Raw genomic sequence first — 19359 nt, 5'->3', positions numbered from 1 at the left:
AACGTCATCGAACCGCCTGGTCTGGTGGGAGTTCAAGGGCGAACGTTAGGTACCCCAAATGCTGACAATCCTCGGATTCGTCATGATCGCGACCTTCCTGGTCCTGATCATGATGAAGAAGATGTCGCCGATCGCGGCGCTCGTGCTGATCCCGGCACTGTTCTGTGTGCTCGTCGGACAGGGCGCCAAGCTCGGCGACTACGTCCTCGAAGGTGTGGGCAATCTCGCGCCGACCGCCGCGATGCTGATGTTCGCCATCGTGTACTTCGGCGTGATGATCGACGTGGGTCTCTTTGACCCGATCGTGCGCGGCATCCTGCGCTTCTGCAAGGCGGACCCGCTGCGGATCGTGGTCGGGACGGCCGTGCTCGCCGCGATCGTCTCGCTCGACGGCGACGGCTCGACCACCTTCATGATCACGGTCTCGGCGATGTATCCGCTGTACAAGCGGCTCGGGATGAGCCTGGTCGTGATGACCGGCGTCGCCGCCACCGCGAACGGCGTCATGAACACGCTGCCGTGGGGCGGGCCGACCGCCCGCGCCGCCACCGCGCTGAAGCTGGACGCGGCGGACATCTTCGTGCCGATGATCCCGGCGCTGGCCGTGGGCCTGCTCTTCGTCTTCGTGCTGGCGTACGTACTGGGCCGGCGGGAGCGCAAGCGGCTCGGGTATCTCACCCTGGACGAGGCGGTCGAGGCGGAGGCCGAGGTCCTCGTCACGGCGGGTGGCGGTGGCGTCGGCGGTGGCACTGAGCCGCGCAAGAGTGTGGGTGGCGGCGCTGATGCCGACGCCGATGCCGGTCCGGCGTACAACGCTGACGGGGGAGGGTTCCAGGGCCTCGACCCGAACCGCGCGACCCTTCGTCCGAAGCTCTACTGGTTCAACGCCGGGCTCACCGTCGCGCTGCTCGCCGCCATGATCATGGAGCTGCTGCCGATCCCGGTGCTGTTCCTCCTCGGCGCGGCGCTCGCCCTCACGGTCAACTACCCGAAGATGACCGACCAGAAGGCCCGTATCGCCGCCCACGCGGACAACGTCCTCAACGTCGCCGGCATGGTCTTCGCGGCCGCCGTCTTCACCGGCGTCCTCACCGGCACCGGCATGGTCAAGCACATGGCGGACTGGCTCGTCGGCGCGATCCCCGAGGGCATGGGCCCGCACATGGCGATCGTCACCGGCCTCCTGAGCCTCCCGCTGACGTACTTCATGTCCAACGACGGCTTCTACTTCGGTGTCCTGCCGGTGCTGGCGGAAGCCGGCGCGGCGCACGGTGTGTCGTCGCTGGAGATCGCCCGCGCGTCGCTCGTCGGGCAGGCCCTCCACATGTCGAGCCCGCTCGTGCCCGCCGTGTACGTCCTGGTCGGCATGGCCAAGGTGGAGTTCGGCGACCACACGAAGTTCACCGTGAAGTGGGCCGCGCTCACGTCGCTGGTGGTGCTCGCCGCCGGAATCGCCTTCGGCATCATCTGATGATGCCGGGCAGGGGCTGGCTGGTGCGCCTCGTCATCGCCTTCGGCTTCGCGCAGGCGGCGGTGTCGATGGCGCGCCCGGCTGTTTCCTACCGGGCCCTCGCCCTGGGCGCGGACGAGCGCGCGGTCGGTGTGATCGCGGGCGTGTACGCGCTGCTTCCCCTGTTCGCCGCCGTACCGCTGGGGCGCCGGACGGACCACGGGCGGTGTGCACCCCTGTTGCCCGCGGGTGTTGTCCTGATCGCCGCCGGGTGCGCCCTCAGCGGTACGGCGAACTCCCTTGCGGCGATGGCCGCGTGGAGCGGGGTGATGGGTCTCGGACACCTCTGCTTCGTCATCGGCGCCCAGTCCATCGTCGCCCGGCAGTCCGCGCCGGCCGAACAGGACCGTAACTTCGGCCACTTCACCATCGGGGCGTCCCTGGGCCAGCTCGTCGGACCGGTCGCGGCAGGCCTGTTGGTCTCCGGCCACAACGGTGCGATGGCCCGTACCAGTGCCCTCGCCCTGGTCGTTTCGGCGGGCGTCGCGGCGGTGTCGTTCGGCTCGCTCTGGCGGATCGAGCACCGGGCGGAGCGTGCGGTGCGTTCGGCGGGCGTGGCGAAGGTTCCGGTTCACCGCATCCTGCGGACGCGGGGCGTGCCGGCCGGGATTTTCATCAGCCTTGCCGTGCTCTCCGCGACGGACGTCCTCACGGCGTACTTGCCGGTCATCGGCGAGCACCGGGGGATCGCCCCATCGGTCGTCGGCCTGCTGCTGAGCCTGCGGGCCGCGGCGACGATCGCCTGTCGGCTGGTGATGACGCCGATGATCCGGGTGCTCGGCCGTACGACCCTGATGACCGTCACGTGTCTTGTGGCCGGGGTGCTGTGCGCCGGGATCGCGCTCCCGGTGCCGGTGTGGGCGCTCGCGGTGATGCTGGCCGTGCTCGGCTTCTGCCTCGGCGTGGGCCAGCCGCTGTCGATGACGACGGTGGTTCAGGCGGCGCCGCCGGAGGCGCGTTCGACGGCGCTCGCACTGCGCCTGACCGGCAACCGCCTGGGTCAGGTCGCGGCGCCGGCGTCGGCGGGCCTGGTGGCCGGAGTGGCGGGCACGGCGGCGCCGTTCGCGATGCTGGGGGTGCTGCTGCTGGGAGCGTCGGCGCTGGCGCTGCGGGATCGGGGGCGCGGGGGCGGTTCGAGGCGGGGTGGCGCTTCGAGGCGTGGTGGCGCTTCGACGCGGGCGGCGGGCGGCTGCGCCGCGTCACGCGGGACTCGCCGGACGCGGACGAAGTCGCCGTAGGCCGGTGCCCGGACGCCCTTCGGGCGTGTCCTCAATCGCCGTACGGGTTGGATTTTTGTCCGCTCAGCGGCACCATCCAGCCCCTCCGGCGATTGAGGAGCGGGGTCTGGGGCGGAGCCCCGGAAAGCCCCGCAGGGCACCCGTTCGCTCCGGCGGCGGACACGCACTGTGGGCCAGTCAGGTCATATCTGATGCCTTCTCAGCGATTCGACGCTTCTTCGCGCCCGATATGTGACATCTAATCAGGCGATCGAGTGATCAGTACGACAATCATCTCGGCTTGAAGGAGCCCGCATGACCACCACGACATCTCCTCGCTCCCACGGTGTCCGCTCGGGCACGGCAGCCCTCGCCACGCTGGCCCTCGCAGGGGTGTCCCTGTGGGGCGCGTCGGCGGCGTTCGCCGTGGAGGGCGACAGCGGTGAAATCAAGATCCACAAGTCCGGAACCCGCGCCGCCGACACCAACGACCACTACGAGGTCTGTACGTTCAAGCTGTCCGCGTCCAACTTCGAATCGGTGAAGCTGGTCAACTGGACGGTCACTCCCCCGCAGCCGAAGACCCCCGTCGAGCCCATCCTGTCGGGAGGTCTCGTCATCATGAACGGCAAGGGGACCACCGCGGACTACTCGCTCCCGGACGGTCACTACCAGCTCAGCTGGACCTTCCCGGGCGGTGTCCCGAAGCAGAAGATCTTCAAGGTCAACTGCGCGAAGAAGCAGGACGACAAGCCCGCTCCGCGCGGCGCTGTCCCCGCGGGTGGCGGCGGGGCCGCGGACATCGGTACCGGCACGGGCACGGGCGCCGAGACCGACGACGGCTCGTCGGCAAGCTTGGCGCCCGCCCTGGTCGCGGGTGCTGCGGGAGTGGCCGGGCTGATCTTCGTCCGTCGGGCCCGCCGCCGCGCAAATGGCGCCGCGTAACACCCGCTACCGCCGTCGGAGCGGTCCCAGCCGGGGCGTGCGCCTCGCTATGACCGCGACTGTGACGGTGACGTTGGTGACCGGTGTCGTCCGGGGGTGCGGCGATTCGCCCCCCGACGCACCGGTCACCGCCGCCCACGACACGGCAGCGCACGATACGGCGGCCAAGAACCCGGCGCCGGAACCTGCTGCGAATGCTGCGAATGCCGTGAAGGTACGGGAGCCGACGCCGGAACAGGTCCCGAAGCCGGCGCCCACGTCGGTCCCCACGTCGGTCCCGACGCCGGTTTCGACGCCGGTTTCGACGCCGGTTTCGAAACCAGTACCCAAGCCGGTTCGGAAGCCGGTACCCAAGCCGGTTCCGAAGCCGGTCCAGGCGACGTATCCGCCGCTGCCCCCATCGCCACCGCTGAGTGTGGCCGTCCCCGCCATCACCATCGAGTCGCCCATCATCGGGCTCGGGCTCGACCCGGCAGGCCACCTGGCCGCCCCGCAGGTCGACAACCCGCGCCTGGTCGGCTGGTACCGGGACGGCCCGACCCCCGGAGAGGCGGGAACGTCCCTCCTCGTCGGCCACCGGGACACCCGGACCGGACCGGCCATCTTCCTCAACCTCAACGCACTCGTCCCCGGCGACGTCGTCCACGTCGTACGGGAGGACCGCCGGACCGCGGTGTTCACGGTCGACGCCGTGCGGACGTACAAGAAGGAGGCATTCCCCGACGCCGAGGTGTACGGCGCCAAAGCCGGCCGCCCGGAACTGCGGATCCTGACCTGCGGCGGCGCCTTCGACAAGAAGACCGGATACGCCTCCAATGTCGTCGTTTTCGCTCACCTCACGGACGTGAAGTACGCGTAACCGCGCCCCTCGACCAGGCCGTCGGTCCGGTCGAGGGGCTTCCGCGCGCGAACAGCACCCACCGAAGGGACTTCACCATGCCTCTCATGCCTCTGCGGATCACCCCCGCCCGCCTGGCCACCGCCACCGGGGCCGTACTCCTCGCCGCCGGCGCCCCCGCCGCGTACGCCACCTTCGGCGGCGACCCCGCCGCCACCCCGGCTGCCGCCGCACGGGGAACGGCGTACGTGGAAACGCGGCTGTTCTTCGGGACCGAGCGGCCGGACGGCGGTCCGGATGTCTCCGACAAAACATTCATGGGCTTCATCGACCGGCACGTGACGCGCAGCTTCCCGGACGGGCTTACGGTGCAGAACGGCCGGGGCCAGTGGCGCGACGCCAACGGCACGATCGAGCGCGAGCGTTCGTACGAACTGACGCTGCTGTACCCGGCCTCGCAGGCCAAGGCCCGCGACCCGCAGATCGAGCGCATCCGCGACGCTTACGAGCGCGCGTACGCCCAGGAGTCCGTCGCCCGTCTCGACGATCCGATCCGCGCCGACTTCTGACAGGGCGTTCACGTAGTTCCGACTCTCCGTGGTCACGCTGTGCCGTGAGCCGGCGGAAGCCGGGCCCGCAGGGCGACGTGGAGGGCGTCGGCGCAGGCGGCTCAGCGGCCGACGGCGCAGGCGTCCCCGTTGAGCGTGAACCGCGGCGGCGACGACGAGTCACCGGTGTGGTGGGCGAGGTAGCCGAGGGTGATGCTCGCGCCAGGAGTGATCGTGGCGTTGTGCGAGGCGTTGGTGGCCGTGATCGTATTGCTTCCCTGGGTGAGGTCTGTGTTCCAGTCGGAGGTGACGGTCTGCCCGAGGGGCAGCGGGAACTCCAGCGTCCAGCCGTTCACCGGGGTGCTGCCGGTGTTCGTGACCGTGAGGTCGACCGTCGTGCCGGTGCCCCACGTCCGCACGGTGCGGTCCACCCGGCAGGTGGGTTCCTCCCGTGCGAAGGACACGCGGTGCAGGCCGCCGGGCAGGTCGTTGACCACGTAGAACTCTCCGTCGACGGTCGTGCCGATCGACGTCACCTGGGTGGGCATCTCCCCGATCTCGGCCTGCTCGTAGCCGCCTTCGCCGTCGGGGCGCAGCGCCCAGATCGTGGACGAGCAGTAGTCGGTGGCGATGTACGTACCACCGACGAGGTCGGCGTACTTCTGGCCCCGGTAGACGTGACCGCCGATGACCGAGCAGCCGCCGGTGTACGGAGAGTATGTGAAAACCGGCTCGGTGTACTTCTCGCCGGGCACGCAGTCACCGCCGTCGAACCTCTCCAGGCCCTCGTAGCAGGACCAACCGAGGTTCAGCCCTCCCTGTCCGGACGGGAGGTGGTCGACCTCCTCCCATCGGCCCTGGCCGACGTCGCCGATCCACATCGAGCCGTCGGTGCTGTCGAAGGAGAACCGCCACGGGTTGCGCAGCCCGTACAGCCAGATCTCCTCGCGGGCGCCGGGGGTGCCTACAAAGGGGTTGTCGCCGGGAACGCAGTAAGGGAGCCGGCCGCAGCCGCGGCTCACGTCGATGCGCATGATCTTGCCCAGCAGGGTGTCCAGTCGCTGCCCGGAGCGCAAGGGGTCCGCGGAACCGCCGCCGTCACCGATGCTCCAGTACAGGTCGCCGTCGGGGCCGAACGCGAGCTGGCCGCCGTTGTGGTTGCTGTACTCGGCGTGCGGCTGGGAGAGCAGGGTCTCCAAACGGGACTCGTCGAGCCGGTAGCGGGCGAGAGTGACCGCGCCGTCGGGCAGTGCCGTGTACGCCAGGTACAGGTGGTGGCTGTCGGCGAAGTCGGGCGGGACGGCGATGCCGAGCAGGCCGCGCTCGTTGCCCGATTCGTCCACGGCCGACGTGATGTCGATGAGCGGGTCCCGGGCCAGGCCGGTGTCCGGGTGGTAGACGCGTACGGTGCCGGACTTCTCGGTGATGAACAACCGGTCCGTGCCGTCATCGGGAGCGACGAGGGCGGTGGGCCGTCTCAGCCCGGAGGCGACCTGGGTGGTGGTCGCACGGAGCGACGGGAGCGGGACGGACGAGGGTTCCGCCGCCGCGCCGGTCGGCATGGTGTCCGCCGTCGCGGGCGGGGCCGCCGCGAAGGGCTGGGCCGCGGCGGCGGGCAACGGGGTGAGTGTGGTCAGCAGGAGGGCCAGCAGGAGCTGCCCGGTCCAGCGGCGTCGTAACATGTCGGCTCCAGATGTACGTCAGGGCACGGGCGTGTCCCGCCGGACGGCGCCGCGTCCGGCGGGACGGCCCAGTGGGCGGCGAGGTCAGCGGAAGTTCACGTCGCTGCACAGGAAGTACGTCTGGTCCATGTGCGAGGCCTGCCAGATCGTGTAGACGACGTGGCGACCGCTGTAGCCGGACGTGCTCACGGGGATCGAGTAGTTCTGGCTGGGCCCGTACTTGCCGGTGCGGGCGACCAGTTGGAGGTCGCTCCAGCGCAGCGGCTGGGTGGTGGGGTCGAAGCCCTGCCGGGTGACGTAGACGAGGAAGTAGTCCGCGCCGTGACTGGCCTGGTCGTACAACTTGACAGTGAAGTTGCTGCCGATGTCCGTGGTCTTCCAGGCGCCCACGGTGTCCAGGGAGTTGTAGCGGCCGCCCTCGGTGCGGCCGCCGCTGCACAGCTGGCCGTCGGGGACGACCGCCTGGAAGTTGCCGCCGGAGCCGTTGCGGTAAAGGCCGTTCCAGTTCCACATGGCGTTGGGGTTGGCCTGCCATGCCTGCCAGCACATGGGGTCCTGCTGTGCCATGGCCGGGTTCTGGAAGTCGCTGCCCCAGCGCTGCCAGCAGCCGTAGTTGCGCGATGCCGGGTCGACGACCGATCCGTGGGCCGCGGCGGTGCCGCTCCAGGGGACCAGGCTGAGGAGCACCGCGGCGAGGGTGCTCAGGACGAGCGTGAGACGGCGCCGCATGGTAGTGGCATGTATATGACAATGCATGATCTTCTTCTTTCCGGTGGGGGGATGCCGGGTTCCCGGCGAGGCGGCTGTCGACTGCGTGGGAGCGCTCCCGCAACTCCAGGTTGCGCGTCGCGAAACGAAGCGGCAACGTTCGTTTGCGCCACTTCCGCGCCGCGTGGCGCAAACGATGCGATGTGAGCCGTGGGACTCGGTGCTGGCGTACCGCAGGGCTGATCGCGCCGCTGGAGCGGAAGAACGGCTGGACCCTGGCCGAGACCCGTTGCCCAGGCAAGCCGAACCTCGCCCGCTGACCTGCACCTTCGAATTCCATTCGACGGATTGGTGTTCACAGGGTTGTCAGAGGCATCGCCGGACTCCTACAGTCGCGACCGAAACCGGGGTGGGAGCGCTCCCACCCGTGGGTAAATGGGAGCGCTCCCGAAAACCCGCACAGCATCCCCTGTCCGATCCGGTTCCCTCAGATCCCCCGCCTACGTGGGCAGCGACCTGGCGTGGGGCACCTCGCCCGCCTGACCGGCCCGGCGACTGCGGAGGAGAAAGACGCAACCCCACCCACCACAGGAGACATCATGGCTCGAAGCAAGAAACGATCACTGTCCTTACTGGCGGTGCTGGCCACCCTGCTCAGCGGACTCGGTCTGGCCCTGATCGGCCAGAACAGCGCGCAGGCGCACGGTGTGACGATGACGCCCGGATCGCGGACCTACCTCTGCTATCTGGACGCCAAGACCAGCACCGGCGGGCTCGACCCGACGAACCCGGCGTGCAAGGCGGCGCTCGCGGAGAGCGGCTCGACCGCGCTGTACAACTGGTTCGCCGTGCTCGACTCCAACGCGGGCGGACGCGGCGCGGGCTACGTGCCGGACGGCAAGCTGTGCAGCGCCGGCGACCGCTCCCCGTACAACTTCACCGGCTACAACGCCGCGCGCGCCGACTGGCCCCGGACGCACCTGACCTCCGGGGCGACGATCAGGATCAAGCACAGCAACTGGGCGGCGCACCCCGGCGACTTCCGGGTGTACATCTCAAAGTCCGGCTACTCGCCCACGAAGCCGCTGGGCTGGGGTGACCTGGAGCTCATCCAGACCGTCACCAACCCGCCGCAGTCCGGCGCGGTGGGCAGCGAGTCCGGTCACTACTACTGGGACCTGAAGCTGCCCTCGGGCCGCTCCGGTGACGCGATGATGTTCATCCAGTGGGTGCGGTCGGACAGCCAGGAGAACTTCTTCTCCTGCTCCGACATCGCCTTCGACGGCGGCAACGGCGAGGTGACCGGCATCCGCGGCTCGGGGAGCACGCCCACCCCCACGCCGACCCCGACCCCGACGCCCACCCCCACCCCCACGCCGACCCCCACCCCCACGCCGACCCCGACGCCCACGCCGACCCCGAGCGACCCGCACACAGGGTGTATGGCCCTCTACAAGGTGACGAACTACTGGAACGGCGGCTTCCAGGGTTCCGTCGAGGTGATGAACCACAACACCACCGCGCGTGACGGATGGGCCGTGCGCTGGCAGCCGGGCGCCGGCACCAAGATCAACCAGGTCTGGAACGGCACCCTCAGCACCGGCTCCGACGGCACGGTCACGGTCAAGAACGTCGACCACAACCGCACCATCCCGCCGGACGGCACCGTGACGTTCGGCTTCACCGCCACCTCGACCGGGAACAACCTGCCGGTCGGCTCGATCACCTGCGTCAATCCATAACACCGGCAACGACGGCGCCGGCTTCCGCCTCCGCGGGGGCCGGCGCTGTCGTGTGTGCGGGAGTGGGCCCGGGACCTGCAGCTGCGGTACCGGCATGACCGGCATACGAGCCGCGAGCTGTGGCCTCGGCGCCAGGGCTCCCAAACGTCTCGAACGCTACTCCCCACCGATGCCACGTGATCTGCCGGATCATGTCACTCCTCTGCGAGCCCACCAGTCCCCAGGCCGAACCCGGACCCCGTCGTCCGGAGCGTCGCCCACACGTTCTTGCCGACCTGCCGTTCGGTTACGCCCCAGGTCTCGGCCAGAGCCTCGACGAGGAGCAGGCCGCGCCCGGCCTCCGCGTCGGAAGGTGGCGTGAGAGGCGGCGGCGCGGGCAGGCGGCGTTCGGTGCGGGCGTCGGTGACCTCGATGCGCAGGAGACCGCCGGAGTCGAGCGCGAGCCGCAGCTCAAAGTCGCGGCCCGGTACGCGGCCGTGAGTGACGGCGTTCGCCGCGAGCTCGGCGACGATCAGCGCAGCGATGTCGGAGGAGTCACTGCCGTAGGGGAGACCCCACTCGTGGAGCTGGTGCACGGCCAGTAGCCGGGCCAGCCTGGCGGCTTTGCGGGTGGCGGAGAACCGCTGCCGGAACACACGTACGGTAACGGGTGGTTGGGCCTCGGACGGCTGTGTCTCGGTATGCATGGGCCCACCGTGGCGGGCTGCCAGTGCCGTTCACCAGCGGACACGTCCGTACGCTGAGCCACCGTACGGACACGCGGTGTGGACAGTACGGTGGCGCGTGCCGTAACCCTGGGTGCATGGCCGGGGACTGGGAACACGACGAGCCGGAATCATCGGACAGCCTGAAGACGTTCGGGGCTTTCGTCCAGGGGTTGCGGGAACACGCGGGCTTCACGAGAGAGGAGTTCGGGCAGCTGGTGCAGTTCTCCAAGCACACGATCGAGTCGATCGAGCTGGGGAGGCGGATGCCGGACAAGGACTTCGTGGAACGGGCGGAGTTGGCGCTGGGGGGTACGGGCGCGCTGCGGAGGGCGTTCGGGCACTTGACGCGACAGCCGGGCTTGGCGGCGTGGTTCAGGAAGTGGGCGCGGCTGGAACAGACGGCGGTGAGTCTGGATACGTACGAATGCAGGCTCGTGCCGGGGTTGTTGCAGTCGGAGGGCTATGTGCGCGCTGTGTTTGAGGACGACACTCCGCCGCTCTCCGACGAGCAGATGGAGATTCAGCTGGCTGCCCGTATGGATCGGCAACGACTGCTGGGTGAGCGGCCCAATACATCGTTCAGCTTCATTATCGACGAGGCCGTCTTCCGGCGTCGGATCGGTGGTGCAGAGGTCACGTCCGAACTTATTGACCACGTGCTGGACAGTACGAAGCCACGGAACGTCGTCTTGCAACTCATGCCGCTGGACTGCGAGCACCACGCCTGCCTTGCGGGCCCGCTGCAACTGCTGGAGACGCCGGATGGGCGGCGATTCGCTTACTCCGAGGGGCAGCAGAACGGTCGGCTCATCTCTGTCGTGAAAGAGGTCGCCGTGCTCCATCAGCGTTATGCGACACTGCGCTCGCAGGCCCTTACCCCCAAGGACTCGCGTGGCCTGCTGGAGCGGATCCGAGGAGCCCTATGAGCACCGAACTCGCGTGGTTCAAGAGCAGTTACAGCAGTGCCCAGGGCGACAGTTGCGTCGAAGTAGCCCTGTCCTGGCGCAAGTCCAGCTACAGCGGGACCCAGGGCGACGACTGCGTAGAGGTAGCAACCTGCCCCGGCACCGTCCACGTCCGCGACTCCAAGGACAAGTCCGGCCCCGTCCTCGCCCTCCCGCCCCACGCCTGGGCGGCCTTTCTCACACTCGCGGGATCCTCTGGCGCGTAAAAACTAACAGCGCTAGTTTGGGTTTCGGAAGACTACCCGGCTCGGTGCTCTGGAGGATTGCGATGAAGGCCCATGACGCGATGTACATCGGTGGCCAGTGGCGGCCCGCCGTCGGTCAGGACACGATCGCGGTCGTGAACCCGGCCAACGAGCAGGTCATCGGCCATGTCCCCGCCGGCACCGCCGAGGACGTCGACGCGGCGGTACGTGCCGCACGCGACGCCTTCGCGGGCTGGGCCGCCACCCCGCCCGCCGAGCGCGGCGCGAAGATCGCCGCCCTGCGGGACGCCCTGGTGGCCCGTAAGGACGAGATCGCCGCCACGGTCACCGCCGAACTGGGCGCCCCGCCCCAGCTCGCGGCCGCCGTCCACGCCGGCCTGCCGATCGTGATCGCCGGTTCGTACGCCGAACTGGCCGCCACGTACAGCTTTGAAGAGAAGACGGGCAATTCGACCGTCCTGATGGAACCGGTGGGGGTCGTGGGCGCGATCACCCCTTGGAACTACCCGCTGCACCAGGTCGTCGCCAAGGTGGCGCCCGCCCTCGCGGCCGGCTGCACGGTCGTCCTCAAGCCCGCCGAGGACACGCCCCTCACCGCTCAGCTCTTTGCCGAGGCCGTGCACGAAGCCGGTCTGCCCGCCGGAGTGTTCAACCTCGTGACGGGGCTCGGCCCGGTCGCGGGTCAGGCGCTCGCCGAGCACGACGACGTGGACTTGGTGTCCTTCACCGGCTCGACCGCCGTCGGCAAGCAGATCGGCGCGCTGGCGGGCTCTGCCGTCAAGCGGGTCGCCCTGGAGCTGGGCGGCAAGTCCGCCAATGTCATCCTGCCGTCGGCCGACCTGGCCACTGCGGTGGAGACCGGGCTCGCCAACGCCCTGTCCAACGCCGGGCAGCGGTGCAGCGCCCTGACCAGGGTGCTCGTACACAAGGACCAGTACGACGAGGCCGTCGCTGTCGCCGCCAAGGCGATCGCGGCGTACACCCCGGGCGACCGGATCGGCCCGATGGTCAACAGCAAGCAGCTGGAGCGGGTACGCGGCTACATCGAGAAGGGCGTCGAGGAGGGCGCCCGAATCGTGGCGGGCGGCCCCGAAGCCCCCCTGGACACTGGCTATTACGTCTCCCCGACCGTCTTCGCGGACGTCACCCCGCAGATGACGATCGCCCAGGAGGAGATCTTCGGCCCGGTCATCGCGTTCCTGAAGTACGAGGACGAGGAGGACGCGCTCGCCATCGCCAACGGCACCGTCTACGGGCTCGCGGGCGCGGTGTGGGGCGAGCCGGAGCAGGCCGTCGCCTTCGCCCGCCGGATGGAAGCGGGTCAGGTCGACATCAACGGCGGGCGCTTCAACCCGCTCGCGCCCTTCGGCGGCTACAAGCAGTCGGGCATCGGCCGCGAGCTCGGGGCGCACGGTCTCGCCGAGTACCTCCAGACCAAGTCCCTCCAGTTCTGATCCGGGAGCAACCCACCATGGCCCGCGACCGAGTCCGCGCCGCAGTCCTGTCCGCCGTCGGTGCTCCCCTGGAAATCACTGACATTGAGCTGCCCGATACGGGCCCCGGCCAGGTGAGGGTCCGTCTCGCCGCCGCCGGTGTCTGTCACTCCGACCTGTCCCTCTCGAACGGCACCATGCGCGTGCCGGTTCCCGCCGTACTCGGCCACGAAGGTGCCGGTACGGTCGTCTCCGTCGGCGAGGGCGTCACGCATGTCGCCCCCGGTGACCCGGTGGTCCTCAACTGGGCGCCGTCCTGCGGGAATTGTCACCACTGCGGCATCGGCGAGGTGTGGCTGTGCGCCAACGCGCTGTCCGGCGCCGGCAGCGTGTACGCCCGTACCGCGGACGGCACCGACCTCCACCCCGGCCTGAACGTCGCGGCGTTCGCCGAGGAGACCGTCGTCGCGGCCAACTGCGTGCTGCCGGTCCCCGACGGCATCCCGCTCACGGAGGCCGCGCTGCTCGGCTGCGCGATCCTCACGGGTTACGGCGCCGTGCACCACAGCGCGCGGGTCCGCGAGGGCGAGTCGGTCGCGGTCTTCGGGGTCGGTGGCGTTGGTCTCGCCGTTCTCCAGTCGGCGCGTATCGCGGGGGCGGGACAGATCGTCGCCGTCGACGTCTCGCCGGAGAAGGAAGAGCTGGCGCGGGCCGCCGGGGCGACGGACTTCGTCGTCGCCTCCGAGACCACCGCGAAGGAGATCCGCAAGCTCACGGGCGGTGCGCAGGGCGTCGACGTCGCCGTCGAGTGCGTGGGCCGGGCCGTCACCATCCGCACCGCCTGGGACTCCACGCGGCGCGGCGGCCGTACGACGGTCGTCGGCATCGGCGGCAAGGACCAGCAGGTCACGTTCAACGCCCTGGAGATCTTCCACTTCGGCCGTACGCTCTCGGGTTGCGTGTACGGAAACTCCGACCCCGAGCGCGACCTGCCCGTACTCGCGGACCACATCCGCGCCGGCCGCCTCGACTTGAGCAGCATGGTCACCGAAGAGATCGGCCTCGACGGCATCCCGGCCGCCTTCGACAACATGCTGGCGGGCAAGGGAGGCCGGGCGCTGGTCGTCTTCTAGGTTCTGGAACCACCCCAGACGCTTCCGAGCGGCTGGGGTGGCTAGTCCCATGCGTTGAAGAGCACTCCGCCCAACGTGGTGATCTCGGCATAGCGAATCTGACGCCATTCGCCCTGGGTGAGAACTGAAGTGTCCACGTCGGAGAGAGGCGTGGAGAGCTGCTCGCCGCTGAGGACTTCAAGTCCCGCGTGGGTGAAGGCGCAGGCCCACGGCGGCGGGGCGAGGTACTCCCTGGTGTCCCAACGCCGGCGGTCCCGGGCGAAGGCGACCCAGGGGTGGTGGGCATGACACAGGATGACGTGGTCGGCCGAGCCATCGACGATCGACGCGGTGTGGAAGGTGCAGGGGTACGCCTGTTCCTCCACTTCACCCACCTTGCCTCCGGCGGCGCGGGCGGCTGCGTACAGGCCGGTGCGGAAGGCCCGCAGGTCCGTTGCGGGAAGCGGGCCGTCCTTCGGCCGGAACATGCCGGTCGCACCGCGCGGCGGCAGCGTGAAGACCGTGTTCTCGTCGTTGACCATGCGGCTCATCCTGCCCAGTACGAGATGGCCGGGCGGCGATTATTCGGGTCTGGCGGCCGTCCGGGGCCGGGGCGAGTCGATCCGGCCCGGGAGCCCGGCAACGATTCCAAGGCCGCGCCGCCATCCCCACAGCGACAGGCCAGGTGGAAACCCCGAGGTCAGGGCTCAGGCTGAGGCAGGAGAAAGTCGTGCTGCCAGATCAGTTGACCTCCGTACCATCCGGTCGGTACGTTCCCGGCACATCTCGGAGCCACCCCCTCTTCCCCCTCTCCGTCCCCGCACCCACCGGAGTGTGCACCGCATGGACACGGCAGCTTCCCCGCTCAAGGACACCACGCCGGACGCGCCGGCCACCGATCGCAACCGGCGCAAGGTGGCGACCGCCGCCGCCCTCGCCTCCGCCGTCGAGTGGTACGACTACTTCGTCTTCGGTATCGCCGCGGCTCTCGTCCTCGGCGACCTGTACTTCCCCTCCGGCAGCTCGTCCGCCGGCGTACTCGCCGCCTTCGCCACCTTCGCCGTCGGCTTCCTCGCCCGCCCGGTCGGCGGCGTCATCGCCGGCCACTTCGGCGACAAGCACGGCCGCAAGCCGATGCTGGTCCTGGCCCTGACACTGATGGGCGTAGCCACCACTGGCATCGGTCTCCTGCCGACGTACGCGACCATCGGGATCGCCGCTCCGATCCTGCTCGTCCTGCTCCGCGTCCTCCAGGGCATCGCCGTCGGCGCCCAGTGGGGCGGCGCGATGCTGATGGCGACCGAGTACGCCCCCGAGGGCAAGCGCGGGCTGTACGGCAGCCTGGTGCAGCTCGGCGTACCCATCGGCGTCGTCACCGCGAACACGGTCTTCCTCATCGCGGGCGCCACGACCAGCGAGAGCGCGTTCGCGTCGTGGGGCTGGCGGGTGCCGTTCTTCGTCGGCGTGCTGGTGCTCGTACTCGCCTGGTACATCCACACGCGGGTCGAGGAGACTCCGGCGTTCCGCGAGGCGGAGCGCGCGCTGGCCGAGCAGGAGAAGGGGGCGGCGCGCTCTCCGCTCCGTACGATCCTGACGAAGCACCTCGGCACGGTCTTCCTGGCCGGCGGTTCCTTCGCGGTCAACACCGCCACCTTCTACATCATCATCACCGGGGTCCTGGACTACGCGACCCGCGAACTGGAAATGGAGCGCAGCGCGGTCCTCACCGTCTCGCTGTGCGTCAGCCTCACCCAACTGGTTCTCATCCCCGCGTCGGCGGCGCTCTCCGACCGGATCGGCCGGCTGCGCATCTACGCCCTGGGGGCGGTGGGGCTGCTGGTGTGGGCGGTGCCGATGTTCCTGCTCATCGACACGAAGTCGCTGCTGTGGCTGGCGGTCGGGACGTTCGTGACGAGCTGCTTCCTCAGCATCATGTACGGGCCGCAGGCGGCGCTGTTCGCCGAGCTGTTCACGGCGGAGATGCGGTACACGGGCGCGTCGCTCGGGTACCAGATCGCGGCGGTGTTCGGAGGTGGGCTGGCGCCGTTCATGATGGTGCTGCTTCTTGAGGCGACCGGTACGTCGATGGCGGTGTCGGCGTACATCATCGGGCTTGCGGTGATCGCCCTGATCTCCATCAAGATCCTGTCGAACCGGGCGGCCGCAGCAGCCGCAGCAGCCGACTAGGGCGGGGCGTTTGCGCCTGCCCCGGCCCGGTCGGGCCGGGGCAGGCACGGGCGTTCGCCCGGCCGGCGTCAGCAGCTCGTGAGGATGACGAGTCGCTGGGTCGCCCGGGTCATCGCGACATAGTGGTCGACCGCTCCTTCGATGCCCTCGCCGAACGCCTCCGGGTCGATGAGCACGACCAGGTCGAACTCCAGCCCCTTCGACAGCTCCGGGGTCAGCGACCGGACGCGGGACGTCGTCCGGAACGTTGGATCTCCGATGACGCAGGCGGTCCCTTCGGCATTCGCGGCGAGCCAGGTGTCGAGGACCGAGTTCAGATCCGCAGCGGATCCGTGTACGACGGGGACGCCGCCGCTGCGGATGGAGGTCGGCACGTTGGCGTCCGGGAGCACGGCCCGGATGACCGGCTCGGCCTCCGCCATGATTTCTTCCGGCGTCCGGTAGTTGATGCTCAGGGAGGCCAGGCTGATCCGGTCGAGCCCGATCCGCTCCAGACGTTCCTGCCACGACTCCGTAAACCCGTGCCTGGCCTGGGCGCGGTCCCCGACGATGGTGAAGCTCCGGGACGGGCACCGGAGCAGCAACATCTGCCACTGTGCGTCGGTCAGTTCCTGAGCCTCGTCCACGACGATGTGCGCGAACGGGCCGGCGAGCAGATCCGGGTCGGCGGTGGGCAGTTCGGACTCGTCGACCAGGCTGACCCGGGCGTCCTCGCCGCGCAGCATCGTCACCAGGCCTTCGCCGTCGTCACCGTCGGCGCCGGAGTCGGCCGCGGCCTCGATGAGGTGGTCGACGACCTGCGCCATGCGCTCGCGCTGGGTGGCGAGGATGGCCTCGTGCCGGCGCTTGCGGCGGGCCGTCTCCGGGTCGCCGAGCCGCTGCCGTGCCGCGTCCAGGAGCGGCAGGTCGGACACGGTCCAGGCCTGGGGGTCCACGCGCCGCAGCTTCCGTACGTCGTCGGGGCTGAGCCAGGGAGCGCACTTCCGCAGGTAGGCGGGTACCGACCACAGGTCCGCGACGAGGTCGGCCGCTTCGAGCAGCGGCCACGCGCGGTCGAAGGTCGTGAGCAGTTCCCTGTCCTGCCCCAGCGACGTGCGGAGCAGCTCGGGCGAGACGTCGCCGTCGTGCTTGTCCACCAGGATCGTGAGCAACTCCTCCCAGATCTGGTCGCGCGCCTCGTTGTGCGGAATACCGGGTGCCGCTTCAAACGCCACGGCCCAGTCGTCGGCGCTCAGCCAGATATCGGACCAGTGGGTCGTGACCGTCATCCCCTTGGTGGGCGGCTCCTCGTAGAACCTGACGGCCGTCTCGATCGCCTTCACCAGGTTCGCGGACGACTTCAGGAGGGCCACGTCCGGGTCGGCTTCGATCCCTGCCGCGGCTCCCTCGGTGACGAGGTCCCGCAGGGTGCAGGTCTGCACGCCCTCCTCTCCGAGGCTGGGGAGTACGTCGGCGACATAGCCCAGGTAGGGCCGGCTCGGACCGACGAACAGCACGCCGCCCCGGCGGCGTGCGAGGCGCGGGTCGGAGTAGAGGAGATAGGCGGAGCGGTGCAGAGCGACGACGGTCTTTCCCGTACCCGGACCGCCGTCGACGACGAGAGCGCCGCGCGATCCCGCGCGGATGATGGCGTCCTGGTCGGCCTGGATGGTGCCGAGCACGTCTCGCATCCGGGGCGACCGGTTGCTGCCCAGGCTGGCGATGAAAGCGGACTGGTCGTCGAGCGCGGCGTGCCCGGCGAACCCTTCGGAGGTGAACACCTCGTCCCAGTAGTCGCTGATCCGGCCGCGGGTCCAGCGATACCTGCGGCGGCTCGCCAGCCCCATCGGGTTGGCGTGGGTGGCTCCGAAGAACGGCTCGGCGGCGGGGGAGCGCCAGTCGAGCAGCAGCCGTCGGCCCGTGCTGTCCGTAAGGCCAAGTCGTCCGACGTACACGGGCTCGGGATGGTCCGCGCCGACCATGTGTCCGAGGCACAGGTCCAGACCGAAGCGACGCAGTGCGCGCAGGCGGGCGGTCAGCCGGTGGATCTCCATGTCCCGGTCCATCGCCTGCCGACCGGTGCCTCCGGGCCGCTTGCGCTCGGCATCGAGTTGGTCGGTCAGTTCGGCGATCGACTGCTCAAGGCACTCCGCGATGGCCGCGAAATGCTGCTCGTCGCCGGCGATCAGCGTCGGGTCGGCCTTGGGGGAGAGGCGGCCGGGAAGGTCAAAAGCGCTGGTGGTCGAAGGGTTCACGTCATGAGCTCCGATATGAGGCCGCTTGCAACCATTGATTGCGCGCAGCAAGGCCTGGTGGTTCACGCGGGCACGGGCGGCCCTTCTCAGCTGATCGCGTCGAGCAGCAGTTCCGCGGCCACCGTCGCCCCGTCAGTGCGGATCGATCCGGCCACGGCGGTTGCTCGTGCGCGGGTCTCGGGGGTCAGGGCCGTGCTGAGGGCGGCCGACAGGGACTCGAAGGCCGGAGTCGGACCGTCGTGTGCCGCGCCGATGCCCAACTCGGCCACCCGGGCCGCCCAGTACGGCTGGTCCACCATCTGGGGCACCACCACCTGGGGCGCGCCGGCCCGGGCCGCGGTCGTCGTGGTGCCCGCGCCGCCGTGGTGCACGACGGCGGCCACCCGGCGGAACAGTGCCTGCTGGTTGACCTCACCGAGGGCGAAGCAGTCGTCCTGGTCGTCGCTCAGGGCCAGGTCCGCCCAGCCGCGGGAGACGACCGCGCGGCGGCCCTGCGCGCGGACCGCCTCGACGGCCACCCGGGCGGCGTCCTTCGCGGCGCGCATGGGCATGCTGCCGAAGCCCACGTACACCGGTGGTGTACCGGCGTCCAGGAACGCCACCAACTCGGCCGGCAGCGGGCGTTCGTCCGGCAGGATCCACGCGCCGGTCTGCACCACGTCGAGGTCCGTCGCATCCTGCCACGGGCCCAGGGTCGGGTCCGCCGCGAGCCACGGCTGGTCGGTGAAGACGTGGTCGCGGACGTTGTCCACCGGGGGCAGGCCGATCGCTGCCCGGTGGGTGTTGAGCGGCGCGGCGTACAGCGCGTTCACCTTCTCGGCGTCCAGGTCCCAGAGCACCCGGTTGTCGGTCTCTCCCGGTGGGAACGGACGGCCCGGCCGCTGCTGCGGCGGGTAGTTCCGCGACGGGAGTTCGAACGGATGGAAGCACGCGTACACGTAAGTGGATGCCCAGCTTCTCGGCCACCGACCGTGCGCCGGCCGGCATCAGGCCGGTCGCCAACAGCGCATCGCATCCCTCGGCGGCCGCGGCGAGCGTGCCGAACCGCTCGGCGACCAACTCGGCCGCGATCCGGGGCACGTCCGCCGCCGACGGCGGCGTCACCCCGGTCACCAGCTCGCGCACCGACTGGCCGAACGGCACCAGCTCCACGCCGACACCGGCCAGCAGCTCCGCGAACTCCTTGTCCGGCGGCGCGCACACCCGCACCTCCACGCCGAGTGCCCGCAACCGCACCGCGAGCCCCACCAGCGGTTCGACGTCCCCGCGCGACCCGTACGTCGACAACAACACACGCATGCAGTGACTCTCACTTCCGCAGATTC

Annotated in this window: 15 protein-coding genes and 2 pseudogenes; 11 read left to right on the top strand and 6 right to left on the bottom strand. The window is 69.8% G+C overall.

The window, feature by feature from the left end:
* Positions 1–58 precede the first annotated feature (58 nt).
* The 5 genes and pseudogenes from ABZX79_RS03355 to ABZX79_RS03335 all read left to right on the top strand — a co-directional run bounded on the left by ABZX79_RS03355 (position 59) and on the right by ABZX79_RS03335 (position 5079).
* Entirely contained in the window at positions 59–1471 is a 1413-nt protein-coding gene (locus ABZX79_RS03355; RefSeq protein WP_355250770.1) for a citrate:proton symporter, read from the top strand.
* Positions 1471–2748 (top strand): MFS transporter, encoded by a 1278-nt coding sequence (locus ABZX79_RS03350; protein WP_355250767.1) that lies wholly within the window; start codon positions 1471–1473, stop codon positions 2746–2748. Before ABZX79_RS03355 ends, ABZX79_RS03350 begins: the two co-directional genes overlap by 1 nt.
* A 294-nt stretch (positions 2749–3042) precedes the next feature.
* Positions 3043–3672, top strand: a complete 630-nt coding sequence (locus ABZX79_RS03345; RefSeq protein WP_355250764.1) for a hypothetical protein — start codon at positions 3043–3045, stop codon at positions 3670–3672.
* A 364-nt stretch (positions 3673–4036) separates the two neighbouring features.
* Positions 4037–4531 (top strand): annotated as a pseudogene (locus ABZX79_RS03340) (class F sortase); the annotation flags it as partial.
* A gap of 86 nt (positions 4532–4617) precedes the next feature.
* Positions 4618–5079 carry a DUF3574 domain-containing protein gene (locus ABZX79_RS03335; RefSeq protein WP_355251060.1) on the top strand — a complete coding sequence of 154 codons (462 nt, stop codon included), beginning with the start codon at positions 4618–4620 and terminating at the stop codon, positions 5077–5079.
* A gap of 101 nt (positions 5080–5180) precedes the next feature.
* Here ABZX79_RS03335 and ABZX79_RS03330 read toward each other — a convergent pair whose 3' ends face one another.
* Positions 5181–6740 (bottom strand): PQQ-dependent sugar dehydrogenase, encoded by a 1560-nt coding sequence (locus tag ABZX79_RS03330; RefSeq protein ID WP_355250761.1) that lies wholly within the window; start codon positions 6738–6740, stop codon positions 5181–5183.
* 84 nt (positions 6741–6824) lie between these two features.
* Positions 6825–7496, bottom strand: coding sequence for a lytic polysaccharide monooxygenase (locus tag ABZX79_RS03325; RefSeq protein ID WP_355250758.1), 672 nt, complete (start codon positions 7494–7496; stop codon positions 6825–6827).
* A gap of 551 nt (positions 7497–8047) precedes the next feature.
* Here ABZX79_RS03325 and ABZX79_RS03320 point away from each other — a divergent pair.
* A complete protein-coding gene (locus ABZX79_RS03320; protein WP_355250755.1) occupies positions 8048–9190 on the top strand; it encodes a lytic polysaccharide monooxygenase in 1143 nt (380 codons plus the stop codon).
* Positions 9191–9384: 194 nt separating this feature from the next.
* Here the strand turns inward: ABZX79_RS03320 and ABZX79_RS03315 are convergent, their stop codons facing one another.
* Entirely contained in the window at positions 9385–9876 is a 492-nt protein-coding gene (locus tag ABZX79_RS03315; protein WP_355250752.1) for an ATP-binding protein, read from the bottom strand.
* A gap of 116 nt (positions 9877–9992) precedes the next feature.
* Between ABZX79_RS03315 and ABZX79_RS03310 the strand changes: the two genes are divergently transcribed.
* The 4 genes from ABZX79_RS03310 to ABZX79_RS03295 all read left to right on the top strand — a co-directional run bounded on the left by ABZX79_RS03310 (position 9993) and on the right by ABZX79_RS03295 (position 13634).
* Entirely contained in the window at positions 9993–10823 is an 831-nt protein-coding gene (locus ABZX79_RS03310; RefSeq protein ID WP_355250748.1) for a helix-turn-helix transcriptional regulator, read from the top strand.
* Entirely contained in the window at positions 10820–11068 is a 249-nt protein-coding gene (locus ABZX79_RS03305; protein ID WP_355250746.1) for a DUF397 domain-containing protein, read from the top strand. Before ABZX79_RS03310 ends, ABZX79_RS03305 begins: the two co-directional genes overlap by 4 nt.
* Before the next feature lie 62 nt (positions 11069–11130).
* Entirely contained in the window at positions 11131–12522 is a 1392-nt protein-coding gene (locus tag ABZX79_RS03300; RefSeq protein ID WP_355250744.1) for an aldehyde dehydrogenase family protein, read from the top strand.
* A gap of 17 nt (positions 12523–12539) precedes the next feature.
* The gene (locus ABZX79_RS03295; RefSeq protein ID WP_355250742.1) at positions 12540–13634 is read left to right on the top strand and encodes a Zn-dependent alcohol dehydrogenase; all 1095 of its coding nucleotides are present in this window, start codon (positions 12540–12542) and stop codon (positions 13632–13634) included.
* A 41-nt stretch (positions 13635–13675) separates the two neighbouring features.
* Here ABZX79_RS03295 and ABZX79_RS03290 read toward each other — a convergent pair whose 3' ends face one another.
* Positions 13676–14164, bottom strand: a complete 489-nt coding sequence (locus ABZX79_RS03290) for a hypothetical protein (protein ID WP_355250739.1) — start codon at positions 14162–14164, stop codon at positions 13676–13678.
* Positions 14165–14456: 292 nt separating this feature from the next.
* Here ABZX79_RS03290 and ABZX79_RS03285 point away from each other — a divergent pair, with 292 nt between their 5' ends.
* A complete protein-coding gene (locus ABZX79_RS03285; protein ID WP_355250736.1) occupies positions 14457–15800 on the top strand; it encodes an MFS transporter in 1344 nt (447 codons plus the stop codon).
* A 68-nt stretch (positions 15801–15868) separates the two neighbouring features.
* On the opposite strand, the gene helR is transcribed toward ABZX79_RS03285, so the two are convergent.
* Positions 15869–18034 carry an RNA polymerase recycling motor ATPase HelR gene (gene helR / locus ABZX79_RS03280; protein ID WP_355250733.1) on the bottom strand — a complete coding sequence of 722 codons (2166 nt, stop codon included), beginning with the start codon at positions 18032–18034 and terminating at the stop codon, positions 15869–15871.
* 86 nt (positions 18035–18120) lie between these two features.
* Positions 18121–19333, bottom strand: a pseudogene (locus ABZX79_RS03275) (glycosyltransferase).
* Positions 19334–19359 lie beyond the last annotated feature (26 nt).

The sequence above is a fragment of the Streptomyces sp. NPDC002994 genome (assembly GCF_040611155.1).
GTDB lineage: Bacteria > Actinomycetota > Actinomycetes > Streptomycetales > Streptomycetaceae > Streptomyces.
The sequence above is the reverse complement of the archived record's forward strand: the minus strand, read 5'-3'. Positions and strand labels throughout refer to the sequence as shown.